Here is a 22,853-nt window from a genome sequence, read left to right as displayed (position 1 = left end):
GCAAAATCAAAAGTTTTGCATCAGCGGGGCAGCCAATGCCGTTGGTCAGCTGATACCCGCTCAGGTTCTCACGTGCACCGCATAATTGGCTGATAATGCAGTTGCACGCCCGCTCGATCCTGAGTTTGTTAGAATGACCCACCGTCAAGGGAAATCTCCATGCGCCTGGCCGCCTGTTTTCTGTCCGCGCTACTTCTGGGCGCAGCCCCGCCGCCTGCGGCAACAGAGCCGCTGGGGGTGTTCCAGACATGGGGTATACACCCCAAAACGTCTCTCTCCCTCGTCGCGGGTGGTCTCAAGGTCGAGGTTGCGTCCACTCCGTGTAAGCTGCCCGCACAAAACGAGGGGTGCAGCTTCGAAGGTCTCAGCAATCAAGCGACCGTAACTGTTACCCAGCCCGGCATCGCGCCGTTTCAGATGATCAGCGATCGCCAAGCTTCGTTCGTGCGTGTTGCCGTCATCCATCTTGCACCTGGTACGGGGAGGTCGGCAGTGGTGGTCGATAATCAATGGGGTGGCTCGGCCGGCTTAACCGCAGTGACGGTGATCGAACAGGAAGCTGGCGGCTTCCGAGCTGTGCCGCTGGAGCAACACGGCAGCCGCGAGTTAACGGGCAAGGTAAGCCTGCTCCCTCGTGAACTAGTGAAAGACGGTCGGCCCGGCTTCGTGTTGGAGGCGCGCGGGTTCAATTTCTCGGGCGAGTGCAACGCCTGCACGCGTGGAACACCGCTCGTGCTCGCCGTGCGCGATGGGCACAGCATCGACATCTCATCTGACCCTGCCGTGCGGCCATTGTTTGCGCATGACCTTCCAGCGCATCGCCGCGTCTGCGTGTCAGCAGTCCATGACCGCAACGGTCATTGCGCGGCCTTTGTTGCCGACGCCGCCCGGCTGGGGCAGGCCGTATCGGCGTGGCGGGTAATGCTTGCCCATTACCGGCACGAGCCAGCTGGCTATCCGGCGGCGTTGCGTTCGTTCCTCGTCGCTGAAGGCTACCTAACGCCAGCTGCGGCAAGTGCACTGCCACTGGCATGATGCAAAAATCACGGGTTTCGCATCGGCGAAGGAACGGCGGGAAGCGCCCGATGCGATTGAAATGCACGCATTCTATCATTGCGCCATCTTGCGACTCCGCGCAGCATGATCAATGCCGGTATGACACCTGGAGAAACAAATGTTTTACGCCAACAAATTCCTGATCGGAATCGCTATAGCTTTGTCGACGTCCGCCGTTGCAAAATCCGATGTCACGCACACCCTCCGCTATAACGACGCGGGCAGGGAAATCGATGTTAAGGTCGGTGATACGGTAGCATTCGTATTACCTGCTTATTTGGGAACCGGAACATATTGGACGCCCCGGCCAGACCCAATCTACAAAATTACGCAACCTCCTCGCGTGGGGGATGACCCGGCGAAACGGCTCCGCGATGCTACAAATATGCGGATCCAGTTCATTCACCCCGGCAGGAAAGCCTTGAAAGTTGCAGCAGTCCCGATGGGCTACGGCGGTGGCAACGCGTCGAACGTGCTGACGTATAACTTTATTGTTTCCCAATGAGGCAAACGTAGGAAAGGCAGCGAGGCCGCTAGCTTATTTTTCAAAGTCAATTCCATCGATCTAATGAAGACAGTTGGTCCGTTTTTTTCAAACAGGCCATTCTTGATGCAAAAATCAAAAGTTTTGCATCAGGACTGAGACGCAAAGCGGCCGTTCAGTCAGTGCGATCGGAGAGGGGGCTGTCCCAGTAGAGGTTCGTTTGCAAGGCGGCAGGAGTAACTACTCCCATGAGTCCGTCTCAGCCCGCCTTCCAGCACGGCACCGTTGCTTGCAATATGCCCCGCGCCCAAGTGGCAACTTCACCATCGTTGCTCGACAACGACAGCGTAGCTGGCGCGCCGCTGGGTTGAGTTACCCAGCTATAGCCACGCACTGCATAGTCAGTTCCGTGGCTCATCAGTACGCGGAGTGGTGCCCGCGATTGTGGAGTCTGCCTAATAGGACCGATGCCAAAACGGATCGGTAACCGCTCAAGCCGCTCAAGCCAGTCGAGAATTGCCGGACAGCTACTCGAATATGCCCAGCGCTCGACCGGCGCTACGGCGAGATCTGGTTCGACGGATATTCGGCGTAGCGCCCAGTGTAGCTTGCTATCCCGAAACACGGTCACGACAGTCCATCCCGTGCAAAACGGCTGTGTGGCAGTGATAATTACAGTTCCAAAGTATTGGCTCGACAAGTCAGTCTGGGGTGGCGGCTTTGCCGTTGCGCTGTCCAACCCAGCTTGCAACGTTGTACAGCGGTCCTCCGCGACCGCCTGCTGCTGCGGCGGCGGAGAGGGCAGCGCGAGCAATAGAGCCAGTAATAGCGGCATGACGTCCCTCCGACATACGATGCTACCCGCCAGCCCTATAGTCGCCTAGGGGAAATACTGGCCCGCTATTCCCAAGCTCGATCCTTTGGGGAAAGCCGTTGTGTCACCCAACGTCGGCGTACGCCATCTGCCTTTCCAATAGCGGTTGGTCCGCACCCCCATCACTTTCGCCGTTCGTGATGAAAGATTGAAACATTTTGCATCAGCGGAGGGCAAAATAGCTGGTTAGCTAATGCCCGAAGCAGCCACTTGCGGCAGACAAAGCAGTGCTTGCCAGAAGCCCGCAGATGAGCTTGATATCTCGAATGGAGGCAGTCTTATTTATCACCGCCTACGTTCTGATGCTCACAATCCCAGCGTCGGTCATCACAGCGATAGTAGTGATCTCGCTCCGGGCTTCTCGGCTGGTCCGTACTAATCGTGTACTCTGGATCGTCATAGCAGGCTCTGTCGTGCCTGGAGCTATGGTGCTTTATGGTCTGGTGCTCTCGTGGCCGTGGCCTTGGCGACAACCTGACGCTTTGCAGGATATGATACCGCCAGGGCCTGGCCTGTTGCTAAGCGCCTTCCCAGCATGGCTGTTATCTTTGACGGTAAGCTGGGTCGTTATTCGCCGCGGCGGAGGCAATGGCAGCTAACTGCCAAAACCCTCGACTATGATGCGAAAATCACAAGTTTTGCATCATGCCGCGAACGGCTAAAACGTGACCGGACTTTGATGCGCAAATCTAAGGAGTCGGAGACCGTGTTGCGATGGCAGAAAGCGCCCACTTGCGGCCGTACGTTGAGTTGTAATGCAATCCTAAACCGACTGCTTCTCTCTCAACGCTGCTCGGCGAGAAGCTCCATTTCTGGTGAAGTGCGTCCACCCATTCCGCTTATGCCGCGAGGCTGCCAAACAATGGATACGGAACGTCGCATCATTTTGTGATTGATCTCTGAAAAGCCTCCCAACACGCTGATCAGGGCATCTTGGCCATTGCAGCCAATGCCAACTCTATCGAGATATCCCAGGCTTCTGACCGCAGCATCTATGGAAACGCGTTCCGATGGTGTAAGTATATGGGATATTCCCTCAATACTCTTTACAGAGACAACTCCACGAGCAAGAGCGAACTCTGCGGTAATGCGACCGCCCGCACGACATAGCACGGATGCGCGGTAAGATTTCTCAATAGGCTGTAGTGCCGCCCAGTCTTCGAACGCGGCGGGTGGCGGTGGTGGAGCGGTCATTGCAACCTGCCCCAGCGCAAAGATCATAAATAAGTTCATGATGTTCCTTGTAGCTCAATGCACCACAAGTAACACCGAACGGCAGCTTCGGCTAATGGTCAGCCGAAAGCCGTCAGTCCCCGGCCATTCAGCCTTCCCTTCGGTATAGCCTCGATATCATCGCCTGATCGACGCCAAGCAGGGCGGCGACAGTGCGCTGCGTATCGCCAGCGGCGAGCCGTTGTAGCGCTTCGGCCTGCTGATGCGGAGTAAGGGCAGCACGTCGGCCGAACTTTACGCCACGGGCCTTGGCCTGGACCCTACCGGCAGCGGTGCGTTCGGTGATACGATGGCGCTCGTAGCTCGCCGCCACGCCTAACACGGCAATGATGACCTCTGCGAACTGGGAGGTGGTGTCCACCATCGGCTCTGCGATCGAGCGAAAGCCGGCACCAGCTTCTTTTACCGCATGCAGGATGTTCAACAGATCACGGGTATTGCGGGCAAGGCGATCGGTGGACGTTACCATCAGCACGTCGCCGGTATCGAGCGCGCCGATAGCGCGCTTGAGTTGCGGACGCTCGGCCGTCCCGCCGCTGACCTTCTCCTGATAGATCTTCGTGCAGCCGGCCGCACCTAGTTGGGCGAGCTGCTGCGCTAGGTCCTGACCGGTGGATGAGACGCGTGCGTAGCCGTAAATCATGTGCTGTTTTTGCATCGGATTTATGCATCGCGGAAGTGCCCGGTTTTGTGAGGTTTTTCGTTTGATGCAAAACTTGTGACTTCTGCATCGCGTCGCGGTTGAGGGGTAAATCGTTACGTAGGGTATTCGTCACCAGTCTAGGTGCATACTCAGCGGATCGGCAACGGGGAGACGCGGTGATGATGGCAACGATAATCACGTTCGGAATGGCCCTGATCGCATCCTTGCAGGTACAGGATACGTCAAAGCCGAATTCATCGTTTCAACAGGCAGGGCCTGCCGTACCCGAGAGCAAAACGCCTGTTTTTCCATATCCTGTGTACGTGGTGCCCGTTCAACAGAGGGACAATCGCACGCCTAAGCAGCGTTGCTGGGATAATGAGTCCGCTAGGATCGGGGAAACCCTCAGCGACCTCGATCGGCGTGCGATCGATCTGAAATGCAGCCAGCGCTAGCGATTAAACTTTATGCAAAACTTTTGATTTTCGCATCACGAACGGCGGCTTTGGGGATCGGCGGGACAAGCCTCGAATGACCGACTTTGGGCGTAAGCGGCCATTCGGCGTGATCGCCTGCGGAACGTCCGGAATTTGGTGGAAAGCCGCCAGTCCGCTTTCGAGCGGCGATCGGCGGGAAACGGACGTTCGTTCAGGTGGCGGGGTAGGGGGCTGCGCGACCGCTTCCTGGTGGAATGCGGCCCGTCCGGTTTCGGTCAGCAATCGCCTTGAACGGACGTTCGTTCAGCTGGGTCTCTACGGCCGCTCGTCGCCATTAGAGGTCGCTCAAGCTCGGGGACCCGGATGGGGCGGACATGGGCGGCGGACCTTGAAGCATCATACTCTAGTCAGTCCCGGCTTTCGTTTCTCAGACTGTCCCTTGGCTTCAACCGCATCCCGAGCAGGCGCCCTTCATCGCCATCGCCATCGCCATCGCCATCGTCTGAGAGCCTGAGCCTGATCAGAGCATCGAGGTCGACATCAGCCAGAGCCGAAGAGCTCCAAAGTCGGGGCGGAAAGGGGATTTCCACTTGTGCGCGACAGGGCTTCTGGCGAGCAGGCCGCCTACGGGTATCTTTTCGAACAGTCCCTTCCGCCAGTTAGATAGGTTCTCCTCGACCTCGTCTGCGAACTTGTCCGTCATCGCTGGTGCCTACCTCATTCGCGCTGGGGTTCGTCGATCAGTCGCGACCACGCGATCGCCGCCTTGAGTACCGCATGGGCTTCAGTCACGAGCGTTAGGTCGCGATCCCATTGGTCATCTGGTCCGCCGGTGAACTTCTCGCCGTGAATGTAGCTGTTCCGCACCCGGCACACGCCCTGAACTATCAGCTGGTGGACGTTCATGAGCGGGGCCGGCTTCCCGGGCGACCATTCCAGGGTCGAGAGCAGCCTGCGGGGCGGTTCACCGATCAGGGTTGTCGCGATCTTCCACTCGTTCACGTCCGAAAAGAACTCGGCCCCGAGCGCGCGCGCGAACGCGTCCCAGTCCGGCTCGGCGACATTCCTGCCTTCTCGGAGGTAGCCACGGCGTTTGAGCGCATATTCGGTCTTGCCGAAGTCCGTGGCGAACGATCGCGCGGCGTCATAGGGATTGGCCATCGAGTCTACCCCGTGGGCTCGGGCGCGATAGCGAACGGACCACCGCTGAGCGCGCCCGCGATGCTCCCGAACGTTAGGTGGGCGTCGATCGAGCGGAGGACGGTCTGGAAGTCCGCGCCGATCTGATCCGAGCGGTTGGGCATCAATTCCCGATAGGACCGGTGGATCGCGACGCGCGAACGGAGCCCCGTCTTCCTGTGGGCGAACGCGACCTTGTCGGGGGAGTCGAGGCCCTTCCGGATGGCGACCGAGAGAACCTCCAGCACCGCCGGGTTCGCGGATACCTTCTCCGCTTCCTGAAGGGCGTGCTGGACCAAGGCGGTGAGCGCGCCGGCGATCATGTAGAAGCGCCGGTTCATCAGCCTAAGTACGAAGTCTCGCGAGCGCTTGCAGGTCTTGATCTTGGTCGGGGTCACACCGAGCGCGGACTCGATCGATGCGAACGGCGCTCCGGTAAGCCAGGCGCGCAAGGCGGGCTTGAGGAGCAGCAGTTCCGCTTCGGTGCTGTCGCCACCGGTCTTCTTCCCCCGCGTGACCGCCTTTACCGTCTCCACGTCGCCGCCGAACAGCAGGGCGAAGCTGGCGCGGTCGGCGATAAGGAAGTCGATCAACCAATCGCACCACCCGATGACCGTCGTCGGGAGGGTGTCGATCTCGGCGGCGACCTTTGCTGCAAGCGTCGCGAGAGGTTCGAGCTGCATGCCGCTGAACGCGGCGATCTTGACCGTCATGGTCTCGACAGACTGCGCGTCGGTCTCGAGCGCGCCTTTGAGCGAGAGCACTTTCGCGTCGAAGCTGGCCTCCGCTCCCGACTTGCGAGCCTGAAAGGCGGCGAAAGACCGCCTCATCATCTGGATCGGACGATCGGGGTCCGCCTCCTCGCCTTCGCCCGCCCGGAGGCGACTGAGGAAGTACCTGACCTCCGGACTCCCCACGTCTCCCGCTTGGATCCGATCGAGCAGTGCGGTCAACGGGTCGTCGATGAGGACGCACTGGTCGTTTGCGGGCAGCACCTTGGAAAGCATTCCGAAGGCGGCGCCGGTGGGCGTCCGGTCGGCTTCGAACGAGACCGGCGGCTCCGGGAGGAGAAGCACGATTCCGTTCGCGAGGTGTCCGGCGCGGCCGGCCCGTCCGGCGGCGTTAAGGATCTCATGGCCTTGGAGGGGTGTGCGGCCATTTTCGTCGCTGCGCATCGTGCCGGCCAGGATCGCAACCTCGGCGGGCAGGTTCATGCCTTGGGCGAGCGTGGGCGTCGCGACGATCACGCTAACGCCGTTCTGCCGGCGAAAGAGTGACTCGGCCAGGCGCCGCTCGATCGAGATCATGTCGCCGTTGTGAGGCAGCGCTGACGCGCTCGGATCGATGAACGAATGCTGCGCGCCGCCCAGTTCAGCCACAATCTCCTGCCACAGGTCAGTCTCGGCCTCGGTCAGCTGACCTACCGTCGGCAGCCCGGTCTTGATCTTCTTGGCGGTCGTCGGTGCGTGGTCGGCCTGGTTGACGAACATGATCGTCTTGAGCCCGGCGCTGGCTGCGCTGGCGGCGAAGGAGGCGCCGACCTCGTTCGCATTGGGCGTTGCGCCGCTGACGCCGTAATTGAGTCGGACAGTCCCGTCGGAGATCCGGACGATCCTACGATCCTGCGGCGCGCCGGGCGCCCACGCGTGGTGCAGCCCGAATAGGGCGAAAGGCGTGACGTCCAGGTCCGGCTTGGCGGCTGGCTGGTCGTTCCGCTCCGCGAAGTTGGCCGCGCGGACGGCGGCGTTGGCCCAGTCGAGTTGGTTGCCGGCGTATATGACGACGCCCCGGGCCTGACGGCTCGGCTTCCACGGATCGAGGAAGCTGATGCAGCGCCGACCGGAAAGCTGCGCGAGCCATTCGGCGACGTCCGGGGCGTTCTGGAGCATCGCCGAGAGAAGCAGATAGTCGGCCTGCGGTGCGCGGCGGAGTGCATGGAGCAGGCATAGCATCGCGTCGACGCTGCGAGCGCCGCCGCCAGCAGGGCTCAAGAGATGGCATTCGTCGAAGACGATCAGGCCAAGCTCGTTTAAGTCGGCATCGGCGAAGCTGAGGACGGCGAGAAGGCGCTCGGGCGTCATCACCTCGACTGCACCGAGCTCGGGTCCGGAGATGAAGGCGACAAGGTCGCCATCAGCCGAGATCTCGTAGTTGGAAATGCTCTTGGGGAAGCTCTCGGACAGATCGTCTCGAAGCTGGTCGACCAGCGCTAGCGTGGGGACGAGGAAGATGACCTTCTTGCCGGCGCTTAGCGTCGCGGCGATCTTCAGCTCGGACAGGGTGGTCTTTCCGGCGCCGGTCGGAAGTACTAGAACGGCGGAGGTTCCAGCGTCGAGCAGGCCGGTCGCCACGGCCTTCCGGTGATTGGGCCAAAGCGTCGGCTTAGCGAGGGCGCGATGACGCAGCCATCGACGCCATGCGGGCTCCGCCGCTCCCGCCGGCAGCGAGAGGTGGGCGATGCCGGCTCCCTCCAGACCATCCGCGACGTGGCGCAGGAGGCGCGCGAGGTGGCGCGGCCCAGCATATGCCGAGACCAGCCGGCCGCCAGCCCCTTCCGGTGCGACGTTGGCGACCGCGAGGCTGGTGACGCGGTCGAACAGCGCCTGCGGCGTCTCGAGGAGCGGATACGCCAACGCGGGCGGCGCCTGGTCCAACAGACGGGCGACCAGATGGACCATGCCCGCCCAGCACAGTCCGTAGAGGCCCTGCGTCGCCTGTTCGGTGAGATCGGCCTCGGGTGAGGGCTGCAACCGCGAGAGGCGCTCGGCGCGCTCGAGGATCGAGGCGAACCGCTCCTGAGCCAGATCCTGGACGCTCTCGAGCAGGGCTCCGCGGTGGATGTCCTCAAGGCGGCCGAAACCCAGCCCGCGTGCAGCCTCGCGGGCGTCGGGGCTTTGTTCGGCGATGAGGAAGAGCAGCGGCGCGGCGATGCGCGGGTGGATGGCTCCGGCGCTGAGGAATGCGTAGCGATCTGGGGAGGTAGGCAGGACACGGCCGAGGATCTGGTAGGCCGTACCCGCGACGAACGCGGCGGCCCGACGGGTTTCGCCCTCGATCGTGTCGTCGACCTGGGCCTCGTACACGACAGCGATCCGGGCGAGACGCTCGACTTGGGCGAGATAGTCGGGCGCGTCCGCAAGTTCGGCCGCGCGGAGGCGGAGACCGGCCAGCTCGGCATAGATGGCGGTCAGCTCTTGTGGCAGGGTCTGCGGATCAACGCCGCGCAACGGCGGCGCCGAGCGGATCAGCGCCGCTGTCTCAGCGTCGAACATCGAACGTCTCGATCTTGGTCCACACGAGCGCGGCGAAGCCGACGAACCAGCCGCGCACGTCGTCTAGGGGCATCGTGTTCCCGCCCCGCGTGTCGATGGCGCCGGAGATGGTGTCGTATCCTGCGAACAAGGCGAGCCGATCTTCGGCCGCGAAGCTGCTGGGCGCTACGGTCAGGGAGGCTTGGAACGCAAGCGGGCGGCCTCGGACCAGCTGGTCGTATGCGGCGTTGCGCTCAACCGGCGAGAAACCGAGTTCGATCAGCAGCGTGATTGCGGCCTGCGCAAGCTGATTGTCGCGTTCGCCGGAGACGTACTCGCGGAAGGCCTTGATCACGTCCTGCGAGAAGAGCTGACGCCAGTTCGTCGTGCACTTGTATTCGTAGACCGTCGCTCGCGTAAGGGTCCTGTTCACAGAATCGACCGTCACCTTGAGGCAGTCGGTCCCTTGGTTGGTGGCCTTGAGGTGGGGGTCGGAGATGGCGTCGTTGGGGGTCGCGGTAAGACGGGCGGCGGCCCAGCTAATGATCTCGAAGAGTAGGCCATCACGGTGGTAGGTTTTCGGGTCGCTCGTCGGATGGAGCTCGAGCCTCAGCTTCTCCTTAAGGGCGGAGCTGATGATCGGTGGCGTGCCCACAGGGTGCGATCCGTCGAGGATCAGCGCCGCGTGAAGCGCGCGGCCGATCATTATCTGGGCGCACACGTCCGCTAACGCATCGGCGTCGCTCACGGTCCAGTTCGTGCCGAGGCACTCGGGCGGTGTCGCGGTAGGGAGGCCAACTAGCGTCATTCGACCGGACTATCGGCGAAGCGCCCGATGAAGTCACGGTTGTCTTGCCAGATATCAACAAGCCCACGAAGAGTGTCCTCGTGGTCGATTACAGTGAGTTCGCAACCGGGAAGCTGAATGAACAGCACTGCGTAATTCGGGGAAGAGCTTGGGGTTGCGCCAAGCGGATGAACGGATGTCCGATTCTGCGAAGGGGCTAAGCGGCGCTGAGCGTCCGGGTGTGGGTCCAGGGGCAGGCCTGCGGTTCTGGGTGTCGACGGTCGCCCCCTGGTCGTCGCAGCCGAGCGCTGACCGATGTCATCAGCGTGTCCCATTCCACTTATCGCACGGAGATGGATCGCGAATTCTCGCCGCTCTTGCGACGCCAAGTCGAAATTGCAGCCGGGTCGACGAAAGAGGGGCTTGATCGCATAGCTGAATTAGGATCCCATCTAAGGCAATGTCGATCGGTATGCGCGCCTATATCACGCCTTGGCGAACTGAACTCCTCGCCGAACTAGCTGCGGCGGAGTCGGACGTCCTGCTTGTCTGCCCGTACATCAAGAGCACCGTCATCCGCAGCATTCGTGGGATATTGCGCCCGAACGTTCGGGTCCGAACACTATCGCGATTTGTCGAGCGCGAATTTCGCATGGGGTCGTCCGATCTCGAGGCGCATTACTGGCTATCCGGCCACGATGGCAGCATCGACTTCGATTTACGGCGCCTTGATCACGTCCATGCAAAAGTTTTTGTCATCGACGGGCGTGTCGCATTCGTGGGGTCATCGAACCTTACCATCTCGGGGCTGCTGAGAAATTTTGAGAGCACTGTACGGATCGAGGATCTAGAATCAGTCCGGCTCGTCGCAGATCAAATGGAAGCGCTTTGGGATCGCTGCGCGCCAGTTACTGCGGCGCAAATCGGCGACATGGCGCAACTGCTCCGGCGGCCAGCGCCAATCCCAGTCGAGCGCGAAGAGGAGCATGTCTACCCGGTTGTCGCAGGCGCGGCATTTGCCGCGGAGGCCGAAGCGAAACCGTCCGATTTTGCGGATTTACAGCAAGCTCTGGCCGAACCGGTAACTGCCAATGACGTCGAACTCGCGGCGGTGCCGCTGGTTCTCGCGTCGGACGCGTCCGCAGGGCAGGCGGAACCGTCCTTCTCCAAAATTGAGCACGCGGCCCGATTGGTTGAGGAGTTTCAGTCAGCGCTGCTGTCGCGCTTCGGCGGCCTCGTCGCTCCGCATTTTCTCGCGCTTTCGCTCGCGGTGCGCAGCGACTATCTGCCGTCGCTTGCTGCGAAAACAGAAGCGCTCGGCAATCGTACTTTTGATGTAGCGTCCTTCTTCTCAACATCGCTGGACGCAATGGAGATCGTCGGGCGGCAAGCCTATGAGCTTGCCTGCCTTTCGACGGCGATGCGCTCGGGACTGCTGAGCGCCTACGGCATCTCGGCTGCCGAAATGTTCTTCCGCGAGGCGGAGAAGCCTGAGCATCTCTTCCGCCATTGGGACCGAGCGTTGCTGGGCCCAGTGCCCTCGCTGGAACCCGTTGCCTCCCGCGGTGAGCGGCTGCAGGCGATCCGGCGCCTTCACGGGTTGATGGTCAAACATGCTGGTCTCGAAGCGGCGCTCGCGATGATCGAGGATGGATTCAACGCGCTCGACGCAGTCGCTGCCGATATCGATGACGTGCTCGCGGTGCGCGATCCCAAGAGCACCTTGCAGGAAATTTTGGCTCTTCGCGGCAGCCGGCCGCCCGTTTATGCTGATCATGTCCAGACCGGTGCGGATCACAACCCAATATGGACTTGCATGGTCAAGGCGGCAAAGTTCAGCGTGGAAGGCAGCGGCGCAAAGCGAAGCGAGGCCGAGATGCACGCGGCGCGGCGATGCCTGCGGGCGATGGAAGCCGACGCGAACTGGGCGCCTCATGTCGACAATTGGCGGCAAGCCTTTTTTGATCGCGCGCGCCGCGACCGGCCGGTTCCGCTTTATCCGCGTGTTAGACTGGACGCGGACACCGCAATCGAGATTGGGCTAGCGGCGGCGCAAGCGCTGCCGCTAGCGGTCGCCCCGAACATGGTCGCGGTGGCGGTCACCGACCCCGAGGCTCGACTGCTTGCGCGTGCGATCGATGCAGACAACCGCACGCTCGCGGCTGTTGGAGCGCGCCTTATCCAGATAATATTGGCGCTCGAGATGGACGCCGGACGTATGCCGGATCACCGCGCTGGCGTCGTGGCGGTCGGCGAATTGGGCAGGCTCCTCGATCTAGGGGCGCTCCGTCAGGCCGCCAGGATTACGGCGGAACCGACAGGCCGACAAATCATCGAAGGCGTACAGGCACTGGTCGCCGCGATGTTCCTTGGAAATGGCTTTGAGCCGCTGCGAGACTGGCTAGGGGCCAGGCTGGTCGAGGCGGCGCAGCCGCGTGGCGCGGGCATGCCGACGCATCACAATCTGCGGATCTGGCTGCAGGACAATTGCGCTGTGTATGTGCCTGGCGCGATTTACACATCGGCGCTGCAGAATCTTCAGCACATCCTCGACGTCGAAGAGCCGGTTTACATCGACAACAAGAGCGGCCCCGGACATGCGCCCGTCTTTACGGTGCGCGCGTCATGGCAGGGGCTTCACGGCAGCGGGCAGGGGCCTAATCGCAAGGCAGCACGCCAGCAAGCGGCGTTCGACCTGCTCCGGATGATGGTGGAGAAGGGAATCGACTGGCCCGCACGGGCCTAGGCATCAGCGGCTGTCCCGGATCGTCCATCAGGCTGGGCACTTGACCTCGGGCAGTAGAGACAACCGTCTGGGGCAACATCGCTGCTGACGTGAACGAATGACCGAAGGTAGGGGGGGGCGAAAGCATTCGCGAACGGCGGTTTGTGGGTCGTCGCAGCTGTTTTCAAACAGCTGGTCCAGCGATGAAGAAAATTGGGTCGGCTCGGCGTTCCGAGGATCGCAATAAATCACACGCCGAGCCCGTACGAACAACCGATGGCGCACACGGGACGCTAGCCTTTTACTCAATCATGGGCGGGCTCTTGCAAATACTACGTAGTCGCGCAGACTGTCGCTCAACGGGGAGAATCGATTGAAGGCGTCAGCCACAGCCGCGCCGCAGTCGGCGGGCTACATTTACCAGATCGAACGGGCGCTGTATCACCTCAGCGTCGCAGACGCCGATGACTCGGTCGCGGTCGAATGGGCTGACGACGTCTCCGTCCACCGCAACGGCATGATTCTGACGCAGGAGCAGGACAAGCACTCCCTCGGTGCCGGCGCGGCTGCCTTCGGTGACCGCAGTCCAGGCCTCTGGCGCACTCTACAGATATGGAAGCGGCAGAGAGCTGCCGGTATCCGCAGCGGGCGTTATCTACTGGTCACAAACTCAGTGGCGGCGGGATCGGTCGCGGACGCCGTGCGCGGCGTCGCCGCCGGCTCCATCGGCGCGGACGAGGCAGTCGCCCGATTGCGCACCGCGGGCGCCTCCACGCGGCGTTCGAAGACGCAGACCATGGTCGACGACGTGCTGGCGTCGACCAACGACGAACTGGCGGACCTCGTCGGCCGCATGGAGATCGTGGACCGGACGGGCGACTGGACCGCGCTCAGGGCGTCCGTGGCCAACGGCCTCGGCTTGGATCCCCGCGTTGATCGCGACTTGGTTGTGGAAAATATGCTGGGCTGGGTGACATCCGAACTGATGGGCAGGTGGCGTCGAGGCCTGCCGGGGATCGTCACCCGGACGGCCTGCCTCGTCCACGCCGCCCAGATCCAGCGCAGCGTTGGCCGCCGACGTCTTCTTCCACGCGCCTCACGCGACGTTGCGGTAGATCCCGCTGAAGCGGCCTCAGCCATGACCAGGCGCTTCGTGTCTCACCTCTCCGACGTGGGTGCCGACGAGGACGTTGTGCTGGACGCCGTGCAGCACTTCCTACAGTTCGCGGATGAGCGCCACCGCCTCGTCGGTGAGGGCGAGGTGCCCGACCGCGAGTGGGACGGCAGGTCTGACCGCCTGAGTGATCGCTGGACCAACACCGCACGCATGGCCGCCATCGACAGGCCCGAGCTGCGGGGCCGGGACTTGGGCATGCTCATCCTTGCCAGAACGACCTTCTCGCACTTGGAGCCGCTGGCGGATGAGCCCTGCGGAGAACTCTACATGACGTCGGGGCACTACCATCGCCTGGCCGACGACGACCGCGTATGGTGGCTGCCCTCAGCGTCGCCACGAAAGGGACAGGATGCGGCCTGACCATGAGGAGACGGTCCTCCGCAACCCGGCGCTGGTCGCACGCGCTCTTTGGCACGTGGCTAACTCGTACACTCGCGTTAAGGCGGACCAGCCCCCGCTGCTCCACCATCTTGCCTTGGCTGGAGGCATGCTCCTCAACAGGTCGACTGCCGACAGGATCGGACGCATGAAGTTCGACAGCGGGATGTTGAAGGCAATCGCTGACAGACCCGAAATGGTGGCTGGGCTGCAGGCGCGGGTCGAGGAGCACCTTCCATACGTGCTCCGTGCCGTCCAGCTGGGTGCGTCCACGCGGCTTCTTGTCATGGAGCCGGGTTTGCGATGCCGGGCGCTCGGTGCGGACCTGCCCAGGGAGATCAGGGCGATGAACGGCGAGGCTCGCCTCGTGCTGGCCGCTGGCAAGCGTCTCGGCGCTTGGTTCGCGGTCGACGATCTACCCGTCGTCGCCGGCCGCTTGGGGGTTGCCTTCTGACATGAGACTGCACATCCGCCGCCTAGTCGTCTGGCCCAACGACCCGAGCCTCGACCCGCGTTCGATCGAGTTCAGCTCGGACGGGATTAGCGTCATCTCAGGGTGGAGTTCGACGGGCAAGTCGGCCGTCGCTGCGATCATTGACTACGTTCTCGGCTCGGGTCGCTGCGCGATCCCCGTCGGCGTCATCCGTGATCTCGCGTCGTGGTATGAGCTCGAACTCGAGACCGCGAACGGGCCGCTACACCTCGCCCGGCGAAGACCCGACGGCAGGCAGGTGTCGGACGTCTACTGGACCGCCGAGGGCGAGCGGCCGGGACTCGAGCTGCCCTATCCGAAGGCCACCACGGACGACGTGAAACGGCTGCTCAATCGTCTGTCGGGCCTTTCCGACCTGACCATCGATCCCGAAGACGCCAACGCCGCTCGCGCGAGCTTCCGTGACATAATTTCCCTGAACTTCTTGCCGCAGCACGTCGTCGCCAACCCGTACACGCTCTTCTACAAGGCCGATTCCTCCGCCCACCGGGATAAGCTGCGCCGGGTCCTGCCGCTCGCGCTCGGCATCGTCACCAACAAGGACTTGGCCCGGACCCACGCCTTGAACCTTCTCGGCCAAGAGGAGCGCCGGGTCGCCGCCGAACTCGCGGCCAGGCGGAGGGGCATCGAGACTTGGCGGGCTAACGCCACCGGCACCTTTCTGCGAGCGCAAGAACTCGGCCTACTGCCCGAAGGCGAACCGCCTACAAGTCTTCCCCTTCTCCTCTCAGTGCTCCGCGAGCTAACTGGGCCCGGCCGCTTGGTCTCGAGCGCCTCGGGCCGCGTCAGCGCCGCGACTGGCAGGCTCGAGGCCCTATCGGCGCAGGAGCGGACGATTGCGTCACGGATGGCGGAGAGGCGTCGCCGTTTGCGTCGGCTGAGAGGCCTGAGGCGCTCCGCGCGCGACTACAGATCGGCGCTGGACCAGCAACGGGAGCATGTCGCTGGCAGGGGCTGGTTTCGAGAGGCGATTGTGTCGGACGACTGCATCCTGTGCGGCTCCTCGAGCGATCAAAGCCGCGGCATGCTGGACAAGCTGGAGGAGAGCGCGCTCGACGTCGAGTCGCTGGTGGGCGGTACGCGCGACGCCCTTCCCATGGTCGACGCGGAAATCGCCGGCTTGGAGCGCAGCCTAGCCGACGACGAACGGGAGATCACCGCCGTCCAGCAGACTATGCAGGCGGCCGAGGCGGCGGTGGGCGTTGAACAGGGGCGCGACCAGACGCTCGAGGCGGTCTATCGTTTTTTGGGAGGAACCGAGCAGGCGCTCACCATGCTGGAGGCGGTGGACGGCGAGGGCGGTTTGGACGCGCGGCGCCGCCTCCTTCTCGACAGGATCGCGGAGCTGCGTGAGGAGCTGGACCAGGACGCGCTTGATCGCAGACGCGAGGAGGTGTCGCGCAAGGTCTCTAGCTACGTGTCCCGCTTCGTCGAAGGTATGGGCGTGCAGGGCGCTGACGGTTATCCCTTCCTCGACTTCAACGAGCTCACGTTAAGGTTCCAGCGGGAGGATGGAGGTCGGGCGGACTCGCTGTGGGAGATCGGAGGAGGCGAGAACTGGATGGCCTACCATCTCGCGGCGCTGCTCGCGATCCACGGGGTCGTTATGCAGCGAGGTGAACAGAGCCCGGTCCCGACGTTCCTCGTTATCGATCAGCCGACGCAGGTCTACTTTCCGAACGACTCCTACGAGGATGCGCTTCGGGGACGTGAGCGCGTGAGGCCGGGGCGGACCGGCGTTCCCCCGGCGGACGACATGGCGCGCACCCGACGCATCTTCGCCGCGCTGTCGCGGGCCTACAACAGCTTCGACGGGCAGCTTCAGATCATCGTCGTCGATCATGCTGACCACAACGCGTGGAGCGGCGAGGACGACGTGAGGGAGGTCCAGAACTGGCGCGACGATCGGGACTTCCTGATCCCTGAGAAGTGGATTGCTGCGGGTCCCTAGGTTCTTTGATGTCGCTGCAAGGGAAAGCGCGATCCGAGCCGCCCTTACCAACGGTATCAACGGAGACCAGACGAGTCCGATGCGCGCAAGCTCGACCCTACCCCCTACGACCCTGTCATCCTCAGCGACAAGCAGTCGGTGCTCGATGGATGCGACACTCATGTGAACGGATGACCGCTTCGGAGAAGCGCTAAGTCGCTCGATGATGTCCACAACTGGGTCGTTTATCGTACTGGTGGGAAACCGGGCGACAGACCGGAATCGAATCTGTTGTCCAGCACGAATTAACGATGACCGCCAAGTGCGATACGGAGCCGAGCACGGATCGGCTCGTCCCAGAATGTATACGACGCCCATGCAACTGAGATAAGGAAGGGAACGAGCGCCAGCCCGATGACTGCCAGCATCTCTTGGGTCGGATGGTCGTTCGCTACGAAGTTCATCCAGACATACAGGAATGGGAAATGCGTCATGTAGATCGGGTAGGACATGCGTCCAGCGAACTTGCACAGCCCCATCATGCCGCGGCCCGCTTCTGAGTGGCTGCCGGCCAAAATGACGAGCGGGAATACGACGACGATGCACCCCGTCTCGTATAGACCGTTGAGCTTGACCGGGCCTACGTTCGAGAGCGTCGGGAACGCGGCCACCGCGATCAGGACGACCGTCAGCGACAGATAGCCAAGGCGGAAGAACGGCAGTCGGCCTCGTATACGAAAAAGCCAAAGCCCCATGACGAACGGGAAGCACAGCCGGACGGGTGCCATCCATAAGCTATCCCAGGCCGAGCCCTGATCCATACTGCCAAGTCGGAGCCCGCAGGCGACGAGGCCGAGCCCGCTTGCGATCGCGATCGCAAGCAGCGCGCGCACGGACAAGCGACGAAGCAGCAGCGCGTAGGCGACATTGCCGATATATTCCTGAAGCAGACTCCAGCACGGCCCGTTGAACGGGTGCGTGTCGCTCCAACGATTAGGGAGCGGTCCGGCAGGCAGCAGCAACAGCCCAAGAGCAAATGCGCCAAGCAACTTGCCCAGCGGTACGGCTTGCGCGCTCCCGGCAAATGGGTCGAACAGATAGCTTACGAAGCCCAGCACGACGCCGAAGAGCACGAGCGGGTGCAGCCGAATCAGTCGCAAGGTCAGAAAATGGCGGACCGACATACGGTCCCGGCGATCGTCATACGCGTAACCGATCACGAAACCCGATAGCAGGAAAAAGAAGTCGACGGCCAGAACCGCGTGGTGAAGAATGACCTTGGAGGCATCCCACATCACCGTGATGCCCTGAATGTGGAACAGCACAACGAGCATGGCAGCGGTGCCGCGTAGACCGTCGAGCACCTCGAAATGCTCCTTGCCCGTCGCTGTCTGGTCCGGTGCCGCATCTGGAACGCCGGGCGGCGATGTTGATGTATCCGCCACTGCCAATCGCGCCACTCCCGCCAAGCTTGTTCTCCCGTCGTACCTGAACGCTACGCTGGCCGATGGACCGTTTGACCACAACTATGGATCGCAGCCAGCGGAAGGCCCCCAGGTTAGCGCATCTGGCAGATAAACGAACGGCGAGAGTTGGATACGCAACAAACGGGGCTGAATGGCCGGTTGTGGGTCTTTTTAATTCAAACCGAAAGACCGGTGCTATGTTGTAAAAGCTGCTTCTGCTTTCGATCATCAATATCAATGTTGATACCCAACCACCTGACGATCTGTCCGTCCTTGGCGCGCAACGGAACGGCATGCACACTCATCCAACGGTACTGCCCGTCCTTCCCTCTTAGCCGGTACTCCGCGTCAACCGCTTGCCGATCGTGTACGGTCTCACGCCACTTCTGCATCGTAGCTATTCGGTCGTCGGGATGGATGGCGGTTAGCCAACCATATCCTTTCCAATCGTCATAGCTTTGACCGGTATAGGCCCGCCAGCTGGGGCTGTCGGTCTCAATAAGACCATCCGGCGCACTCTCCCAAGTTGTTGCGGCGATGCCGGTAGCGGCTAATCGTTCATACGCTTCGCCATCACTGAGCATGTCGTGCGCGACCGAATGGCTGTCTGTGCGTCCTTCCGCGACCGAGACGTAATCAATCGCATCACGTTGTTTGGGACTGCCGGTATCGACAGGCGGACTTCCAAGGCGGCTTTTCCGCTCTGCCTTTCTCCGCCTCAGCACTTCGTCGGCAGCCACCAGAAGGCAATTCATGCTCTGACTTTTACCAGTAGAGCGGCTTGATCCGACGCTGGCGGCACAGTTAACCGAATGGCCATCCAACACGTAAGAGCGGTTCAAGACCTGTTCGATGCGTAATCCTTGTTGCTCAACGTCAAAGTCAGACTCGGAGTCGATTTGCACGACGACAAATTCGTCGCCTCCAAGCCTAACAACCATGTCTTCAGGATTTATAGATGTCCGCAACCTATCGGCGACCAAGCACAGCAAGCTATCGCCTACCTGATGACCAAGCCGGTCGTTGACCGGCTTGAAGTCGTCGAGGTCGACATAGTGAAATGCGATACGTCCGTGTCGCTCTGGCCGGGCGTTTGTCTCAAATGCCTCGGCGAGAGCCAGCCGGTTGCCAAGCCCAGTGAGGTGATCCGTTTTGACCTGACGAGCAAAGGCGTGTCGCGTTGTCGTCTTTGCCAGCTGCGAGCGATATCGTTGGCTAGCGCTACGAAGGCCGCCTGTGAGCAGCGCAAATAGGCAAAGAGCCGAAACGATCGCATTCGGATCTCCCCGCAGTAGAAGAACTAAAGCTGGCGGGATTACCGCGACAATCAGGCTCGTAATCACGATGTAAGGGCGCATCGCGATCGTAGATGCTGCTCCTGCGGCGTATCCCACGACGAGAATGCCGATGGGCATCTGCCATTCTGCAAGCGGCAGCATGTACGATCGTGCGGCAAATAGACCGAATACAGCCGCGAAGGCCCAATAGGTGAGTGCAAACCGGCGCTCAAAGCGCTTGGCACTGAGTAAGGGCATTTCGGGGTTATCGCACAGCCGTCTACCGCGGATCAAAACGGCAAGGCGGGCTACGCTCGCGATCGTTCCTATAGCGACCAAGCTCGCTAGAGCGATATCCCGTGAGGCGTGAACGCTGAGCACACCAACCACCAGGAACAGCAACGTCATGATCGCTGCGGGCATGCGCGTGCCGCACAAACTGGCAACAAGCTCGACGTACGTTCCGTCAGGAATATCGCGAACGATTGGGCTCTCAGTGGCTTTCACACGTTTCTAATTAAACGCAAAAGGTGAAGGCATTCTATCTGAACGCTTCCCTTAGGACACGGGGGCTGGCTTAATTGACGCGAAACACATGAGCCGGTGTTCGAAGCTGGGAAGCGTACCGTCCGCCGTAGACGGCGGTTGATGGGTCGAGGCCGACAGAGCCGTGGTGTTTCCGATCTGGCGAGGCTGTTGGTCGGCTGGCCCGATTGCTCCCAATCGCGGCTCATCCTGGCGCTCAGCAGAAGGCAGGCGCTGCATACTGGACCAGATCATATGGTCCGCAATAACGCCAACGATGATTGCAACCGCGTAGGCGACCAGGTCCCATAGCGAGAACACGCGCCCAAGGAGAAGCTTGCCGGGCAAGGTCAGCCGAAAGGCGTCGAGCAGGGGCGTGTGATAGAGCTTGAACAGTTCGACGCAGAACGCGATCGCGCTCGATACGAGAGCGCCGCGCATGAGCTGCCAAAGTGGGCGAACGGACGAAACGATCCAGTAGATCATTAGCGCCCACATTAGCGATCCGCCATATTTGACGAAGGCGTTCGGCAGCCCGAGCGGCGCTAGTCTGATCGTAAGACCAGTCGCTATGGTGGCGACGATCAGTAGCGCCGACAATGCGAGTGGCCTTCTCCGCACCATCTATGCCTTCAGCGTCGGTGCGACGGCGCATGCAGGCAGCGTGACGAGGAAGACCGCGCCCCTACCGTTGTCCTGGTCTAGGGATATCGTGCTGTGGTGCGCCTGGAGAAGCGAGCGGATGATTGGCAGCCCAAGTCCGGTGCCGCCCGATGTGCGGCGGCTGGTGAAGAAGGGCTCGAAGATGCGGTCGCGATCACCCAGGGGGATGCCTGGACCGTCATCCCGGAACGCCAGTTCTACACACTCGCCTGACGCCCGCGCTGCGATCGAGACGCGGAATGCTGCGGCCTGTCGGCTGTTCTCGATGAGGCCGGTCATCACCGTTTCGATCACCGCTGGCGGCACAGCGACGCTCGGCAGCCCCGCGGCCGGTTCCGGCACGACGTCGAAGTTGGCACCCGTGAAGGCATCCGCCACACGGCGCATGACGTCGGACAGGTCGGTGGCGGCACCCTCAACCATCTCGGCCATGTCGGCGCGGGCGAGGTCGAGCAGGCGACTGACGAGCCGGTTCAGGCGCGCCGCGTCCGCGCCGATGTTGGCGAGAAAGCGTTCGCGATCCGCTGCGCCCATGTCGGGATGGTCCTGGAGCAACTCGACCGCACCGCCGATCCCGGCAAGGGGAGTCTTGAACTCATGGCTGACCGCGTGCGCGAAATCGCGCAGGTAGCGGGAGCGCCGTTCGATCGCCTCGGCCATTACGCCGAAGTCTCGGTAGAGCGCCTGGATCTCGACGGCGGCGGTGGTCGGGGCAGGCGGCACCGAACCCCCGCCGCTCGCGACCGCCCGCGTCGCGTCGCCCAGCGCCTCGACTGGCCGGACGATGCCGCGCGAAAGCAGCCCGCTCAGAACGACCAACGTCGCGAAGATCAGCACGATGCCGAGCGCGATCTTGCCCCGATCCTCGTAGATCCCAGCAAGCAGCACGCGCGGGGAGCGTGACAGCAACAGCACGCCGATGACCCGCCCGTCGGCGACGATCGGGTGGGCGTGGTGGATGCGCAGGTCCGACGCCCGGCTCAACCATTCGAGCGCGTAGTGCTGCCGGTAGGCGCCATTGCGGCGGAGCGTCGTCGCCCGCTGGCCGTCCAGCGCCGATCGCACCTCGGGCAGATCGGCGTAGGAGGCTCCCGTCTGTGAACCAACGAGGATGCGGCCGTTCGCGTCGAGCAGCAGGATCGATGCCAGCGTGGTGCGCGAGGTCAGCTGCAGGACTGGCCGCATATGATGGCCCCAGACGAGCGTTGCGCGCCCCTCCGGTCCTGCCGAGGGCCGGGGCTCGGGTCGCTCCGGCAGGATGCGCGTCATACGCAGATCGACCGACGGCGGCTGTGGGACAATCTGCTGCGGCAGCGCGCGCGCGTGAACGCCCGGCCATTCGACGATCGCCGCGGCCGCCAGTGCCGCGCTCTGGCCGACCAACTCCGCTTCCGTCTGGCGAACGAGCGAGTTCTCGTAGACCCGCAGGAACAGCGCGCCGACGCCCGGCAGCGCGGCCACGAACAGGAAGGTAAGCAGCAGGATCGTCCGCAGACGCAGCCGTGGCCAGTGGTGGCGGACGACGCTTTTAACCCGCTCGATCATCCGGCGCCGCACACCCCGAGACGATAGCCAATGCCGGCGCGCGTCTCGATCACGTCCTGGGCACCGACGGCTGCGAACTTGGCGCGCAAATTGCGCACGTGGCTGTCGATGGTGCGATCGGTGATGGCAAAACCAGGGCCATGCAGCCGGTCGATGAGCGCATCGCGGCTGAACACCTTGGATGGCATCGTCACGAGCGTGCGAAGGATGCCAAATTCGGTGGCGGTCAGCGGCACCGGCTGATCCGCCCAGCTCGCCTGCCAGCCATCCGGGTCGAGATGCAGGCGGCCATGGCGGAGCGGCGGGGCGGCATCGGCGACCGCCGGCGGACGCCCCGCCGTGCGGCGCAGGATCGCCATCACCCGTGCAACGACCTCGCGTGGGCTGAACGGCTTGGTCACATAATCATCCGCGCCGAGCTCGATGCCGAGCACGCGGTCGAGCTCGTCGTCGCGGCTGGAGAGGAACAGGATTGGAAGGTCGCTCCGCGCGCGTAAGCGGCGGCACGTCTCGATCCCGTCCATCCGCGGCATGTTGATGTCGAGCACGACGAGATCGGGCGCATGGCTCTCCACCGCGGCCAGCGCCGCCTCGCCATCCTCAGCCTCGATCGTGTCAAGCCCGGCCTTGGCGAGCGCGAAGGCGAGAAGCTGTCGGATGTGGGGATCGTCGTCGGCGATCAGGATCGTGCGGGGCATGGGACACTGGATCATGGCTGGCGCTCGCGCGG

At 62.5% G+C, this 22,853-nt stretch carries 17 protein-coding genes; 6 read left to right on the top strand and 11 right to left on the bottom strand.

All coding sequences use genetic code 11. From position 1 onward, the window contains the following. The first annotated feature begins 159 nt into the window (after nt 1–159). Both J3A66_RS19165 and J3A66_RS19160 read left to right on the top strand, forming a co-directional pair. The gene (locus J3A66_RS19165) at nt 160–1,035 is read left to right on the top strand and encodes a hypothetical protein (protein ID WP_209570722.1); all 876 of its coding nucleotides are present in this window, start codon (nt 160–162) and stop codon (nt 1,033–1,035) included. Nucleotides 1,036–1,174: 139 nt separating this feature from the next. After that, on the top strand, nt 1,175–1,561 hold the full coding sequence (locus J3A66_RS19160) for a hypothetical protein (protein ID WP_209570721.1): 387 nt from the start codon (nt 1,175–1,177) through the stop codon (nt 1,559–1,561). Nucleotides 1,562–3,197: 1,636 nt separating this feature from the next. Here J3A66_RS19160 and J3A66_RS19155 read toward each other — a convergent pair. The 6 genes from J3A66_RS19155 to J3A66_RS19130 form a co-directional block, all read right to left on the bottom strand. Beyond that, entirely contained in the window at nt 3,198–3,647 is a 450-nt protein-coding gene (locus J3A66_RS19155) for a hypothetical protein (RefSeq protein WP_209570720.1), read from the bottom strand. An 88-nt stretch (nt 3,648–3,735) separates the two neighbouring features. Next, nucleotides 3,736–4,290: a recombinase family protein gene (locus J3A66_RS19150; protein WP_056409611.1), complete on the bottom strand. Its 555-nt coding sequence runs from the start codon at nt 4,288–4,290 to the stop codon at nt 3,736–3,738. A 957-nt stretch (nt 4,291–5,247) separates the two neighbouring features. Further along, nucleotides 5,248–5,430, bottom strand: a complete 183-nt coding sequence (locus tag J3A66_RS19145; protein ID WP_209570719.1) for a hypothetical protein — start codon at nt 5,428–5,430, stop codon at nt 5,248–5,250. A gap of 14 nt (nt 5,431–5,444) precedes the next feature. After that, on the bottom strand, nt 5,445–5,888 hold the full coding sequence (locus J3A66_RS19140) for a hypothetical protein (RefSeq protein WP_209570718.1): 444 nt from the start codon (nt 5,886–5,888) through the stop codon (nt 5,445–5,447). A 5-nt stretch (nt 5,889–5,893) separates the two neighbouring features. After that, nucleotides 5,894–9,178 carry a DEAD/DEAH box helicase gene (locus J3A66_RS19135; protein WP_209570717.1) on the bottom strand — a complete coding sequence of 1,095 codons (3,285 nt, stop codon included), beginning with the start codon at nt 9,176–9,178 and terminating at the stop codon, nt 5,894–5,896. Continuing rightward, entirely contained in the window at nt 9,165–9,905 is a 741-nt protein-coding gene (locus J3A66_RS19130) for a hypothetical protein (protein WP_209570716.1), read from the bottom strand. The genes J3A66_RS19135 and J3A66_RS19130 overlap by 14 nt, the downstream gene beginning before the upstream one ends. 511 nt (nt 9,906–10,416) lie before the next feature. Between J3A66_RS19130 and J3A66_RS19125 the strand changes: the two genes are divergently transcribed. The 4 genes from J3A66_RS19125 (at nt 10,417) to J3A66_RS19110 (ending at nt 16,668) form a co-directional block, all read left to right on the top strand. After that, nucleotides 10,417–12,690 (top strand): putative dsRNA-binding protein, encoded by a 2,274-nt coding sequence (locus J3A66_RS19125; RefSeq protein WP_209570715.1) that lies wholly within the window; start codon nt 10,417–10,419, stop codon nt 12,688–12,690. 352 nt (nt 12,691–13,042) lie between these two features. After that, on the top strand, nt 13,043–14,206 hold the full coding sequence (locus J3A66_RS19120; RefSeq protein WP_209570714.1) for an ABC-three component system protein: 1,164 nt from the start codon (nt 13,043–13,045) through the stop codon (nt 14,204–14,206). Further along, nucleotides 14,196–14,678 (top strand): three component ABC system middle component, encoded by a 483-nt coding sequence (locus J3A66_RS19390; RefSeq protein WP_245337159.1) that lies wholly within the window; start codon nt 14,196–14,198, stop codon nt 14,676–14,678. Before J3A66_RS19120 ends, J3A66_RS19390 begins: the two co-directional genes overlap by 11 nt. Nucleotide 14,679: 1 nt before the next feature. Beyond that, nucleotides 14,680–16,668 carry a DUF3732 domain-containing protein gene (locus J3A66_RS19110; RefSeq protein ID WP_209570713.1) on the top strand — a complete coding sequence of 663 codons (1,989 nt, stop codon included), beginning with the start codon at nt 14,680–14,682 and terminating at the stop codon, nt 16,666–16,668. Between the two features lie 284 nt (nt 16,669–16,952). Here J3A66_RS19110 and J3A66_RS19105 read toward each other — a convergent pair whose 3' ends face one another. The 5 genes from J3A66_RS19105 to J3A66_RS19085 form a co-directional block, all read right to left on the bottom strand. Then, on the bottom strand, nt 16,953–18,107 hold the full coding sequence (locus J3A66_RS19105; RefSeq protein ID WP_348634101.1) for an acyltransferase: 1,155 nt from the start codon (nt 18,105–18,107) through the stop codon (nt 16,953–16,955). A gap of 182 nt (nt 18,108–18,289) precedes the next feature. Beyond that, nucleotides 18,290–19,813, bottom strand: coding sequence for a diguanylate cyclase (locus tag J3A66_RS19100; protein ID WP_209570711.1), 1,524 nt, complete (start codon nt 19,811–19,813; stop codon nt 18,290–18,292). Nucleotides 19,814–19,948: 135 nt separating this feature from the next. After that, nucleotides 19,949–20,515 carry a DUF2809 domain-containing protein gene (locus J3A66_RS19095; protein WP_209570710.1) on the bottom strand — a complete coding sequence of 189 codons (567 nt, stop codon included), beginning with the start codon at nt 20,513–20,515 and terminating at the stop codon, nt 19,949–19,951. 24 nt (nt 20,516–20,539) lie between these two features. After that, nucleotides 20,540–22,123: a HAMP domain-containing sensor histidine kinase gene (locus J3A66_RS19090; RefSeq protein ID WP_209570709.1), complete on the bottom strand. Its 1,584-nt coding sequence runs from the start codon at nt 22,121–22,123 to the stop codon at nt 20,540–20,542. Beyond that, on the bottom strand, nt 22,120–22,836 hold the full coding sequence (locus J3A66_RS19085) for a response regulator transcription factor (protein ID WP_245337158.1): 717 nt from the start codon (nt 22,834–22,836) through the stop codon (nt 22,120–22,122). Before J3A66_RS19085 ends, J3A66_RS19090 begins: the two co-directional genes overlap by 4 nt. Nucleotides 22,837–22,853 lie beyond the last annotated feature (17 nt).

This window comes from Sphingomonas sp. PvP018, from assembly GCF_017876865.1.
Taxonomy (GTDB): Bacteria; Pseudomonadota; Alphaproteobacteria; order Sphingomonadales; family Sphingomonadaceae; genus Sphingomonas; species Sphingomonas aerolata.
This window is presented reverse-complemented; position numbering and strand designations above follow the sequence as displayed.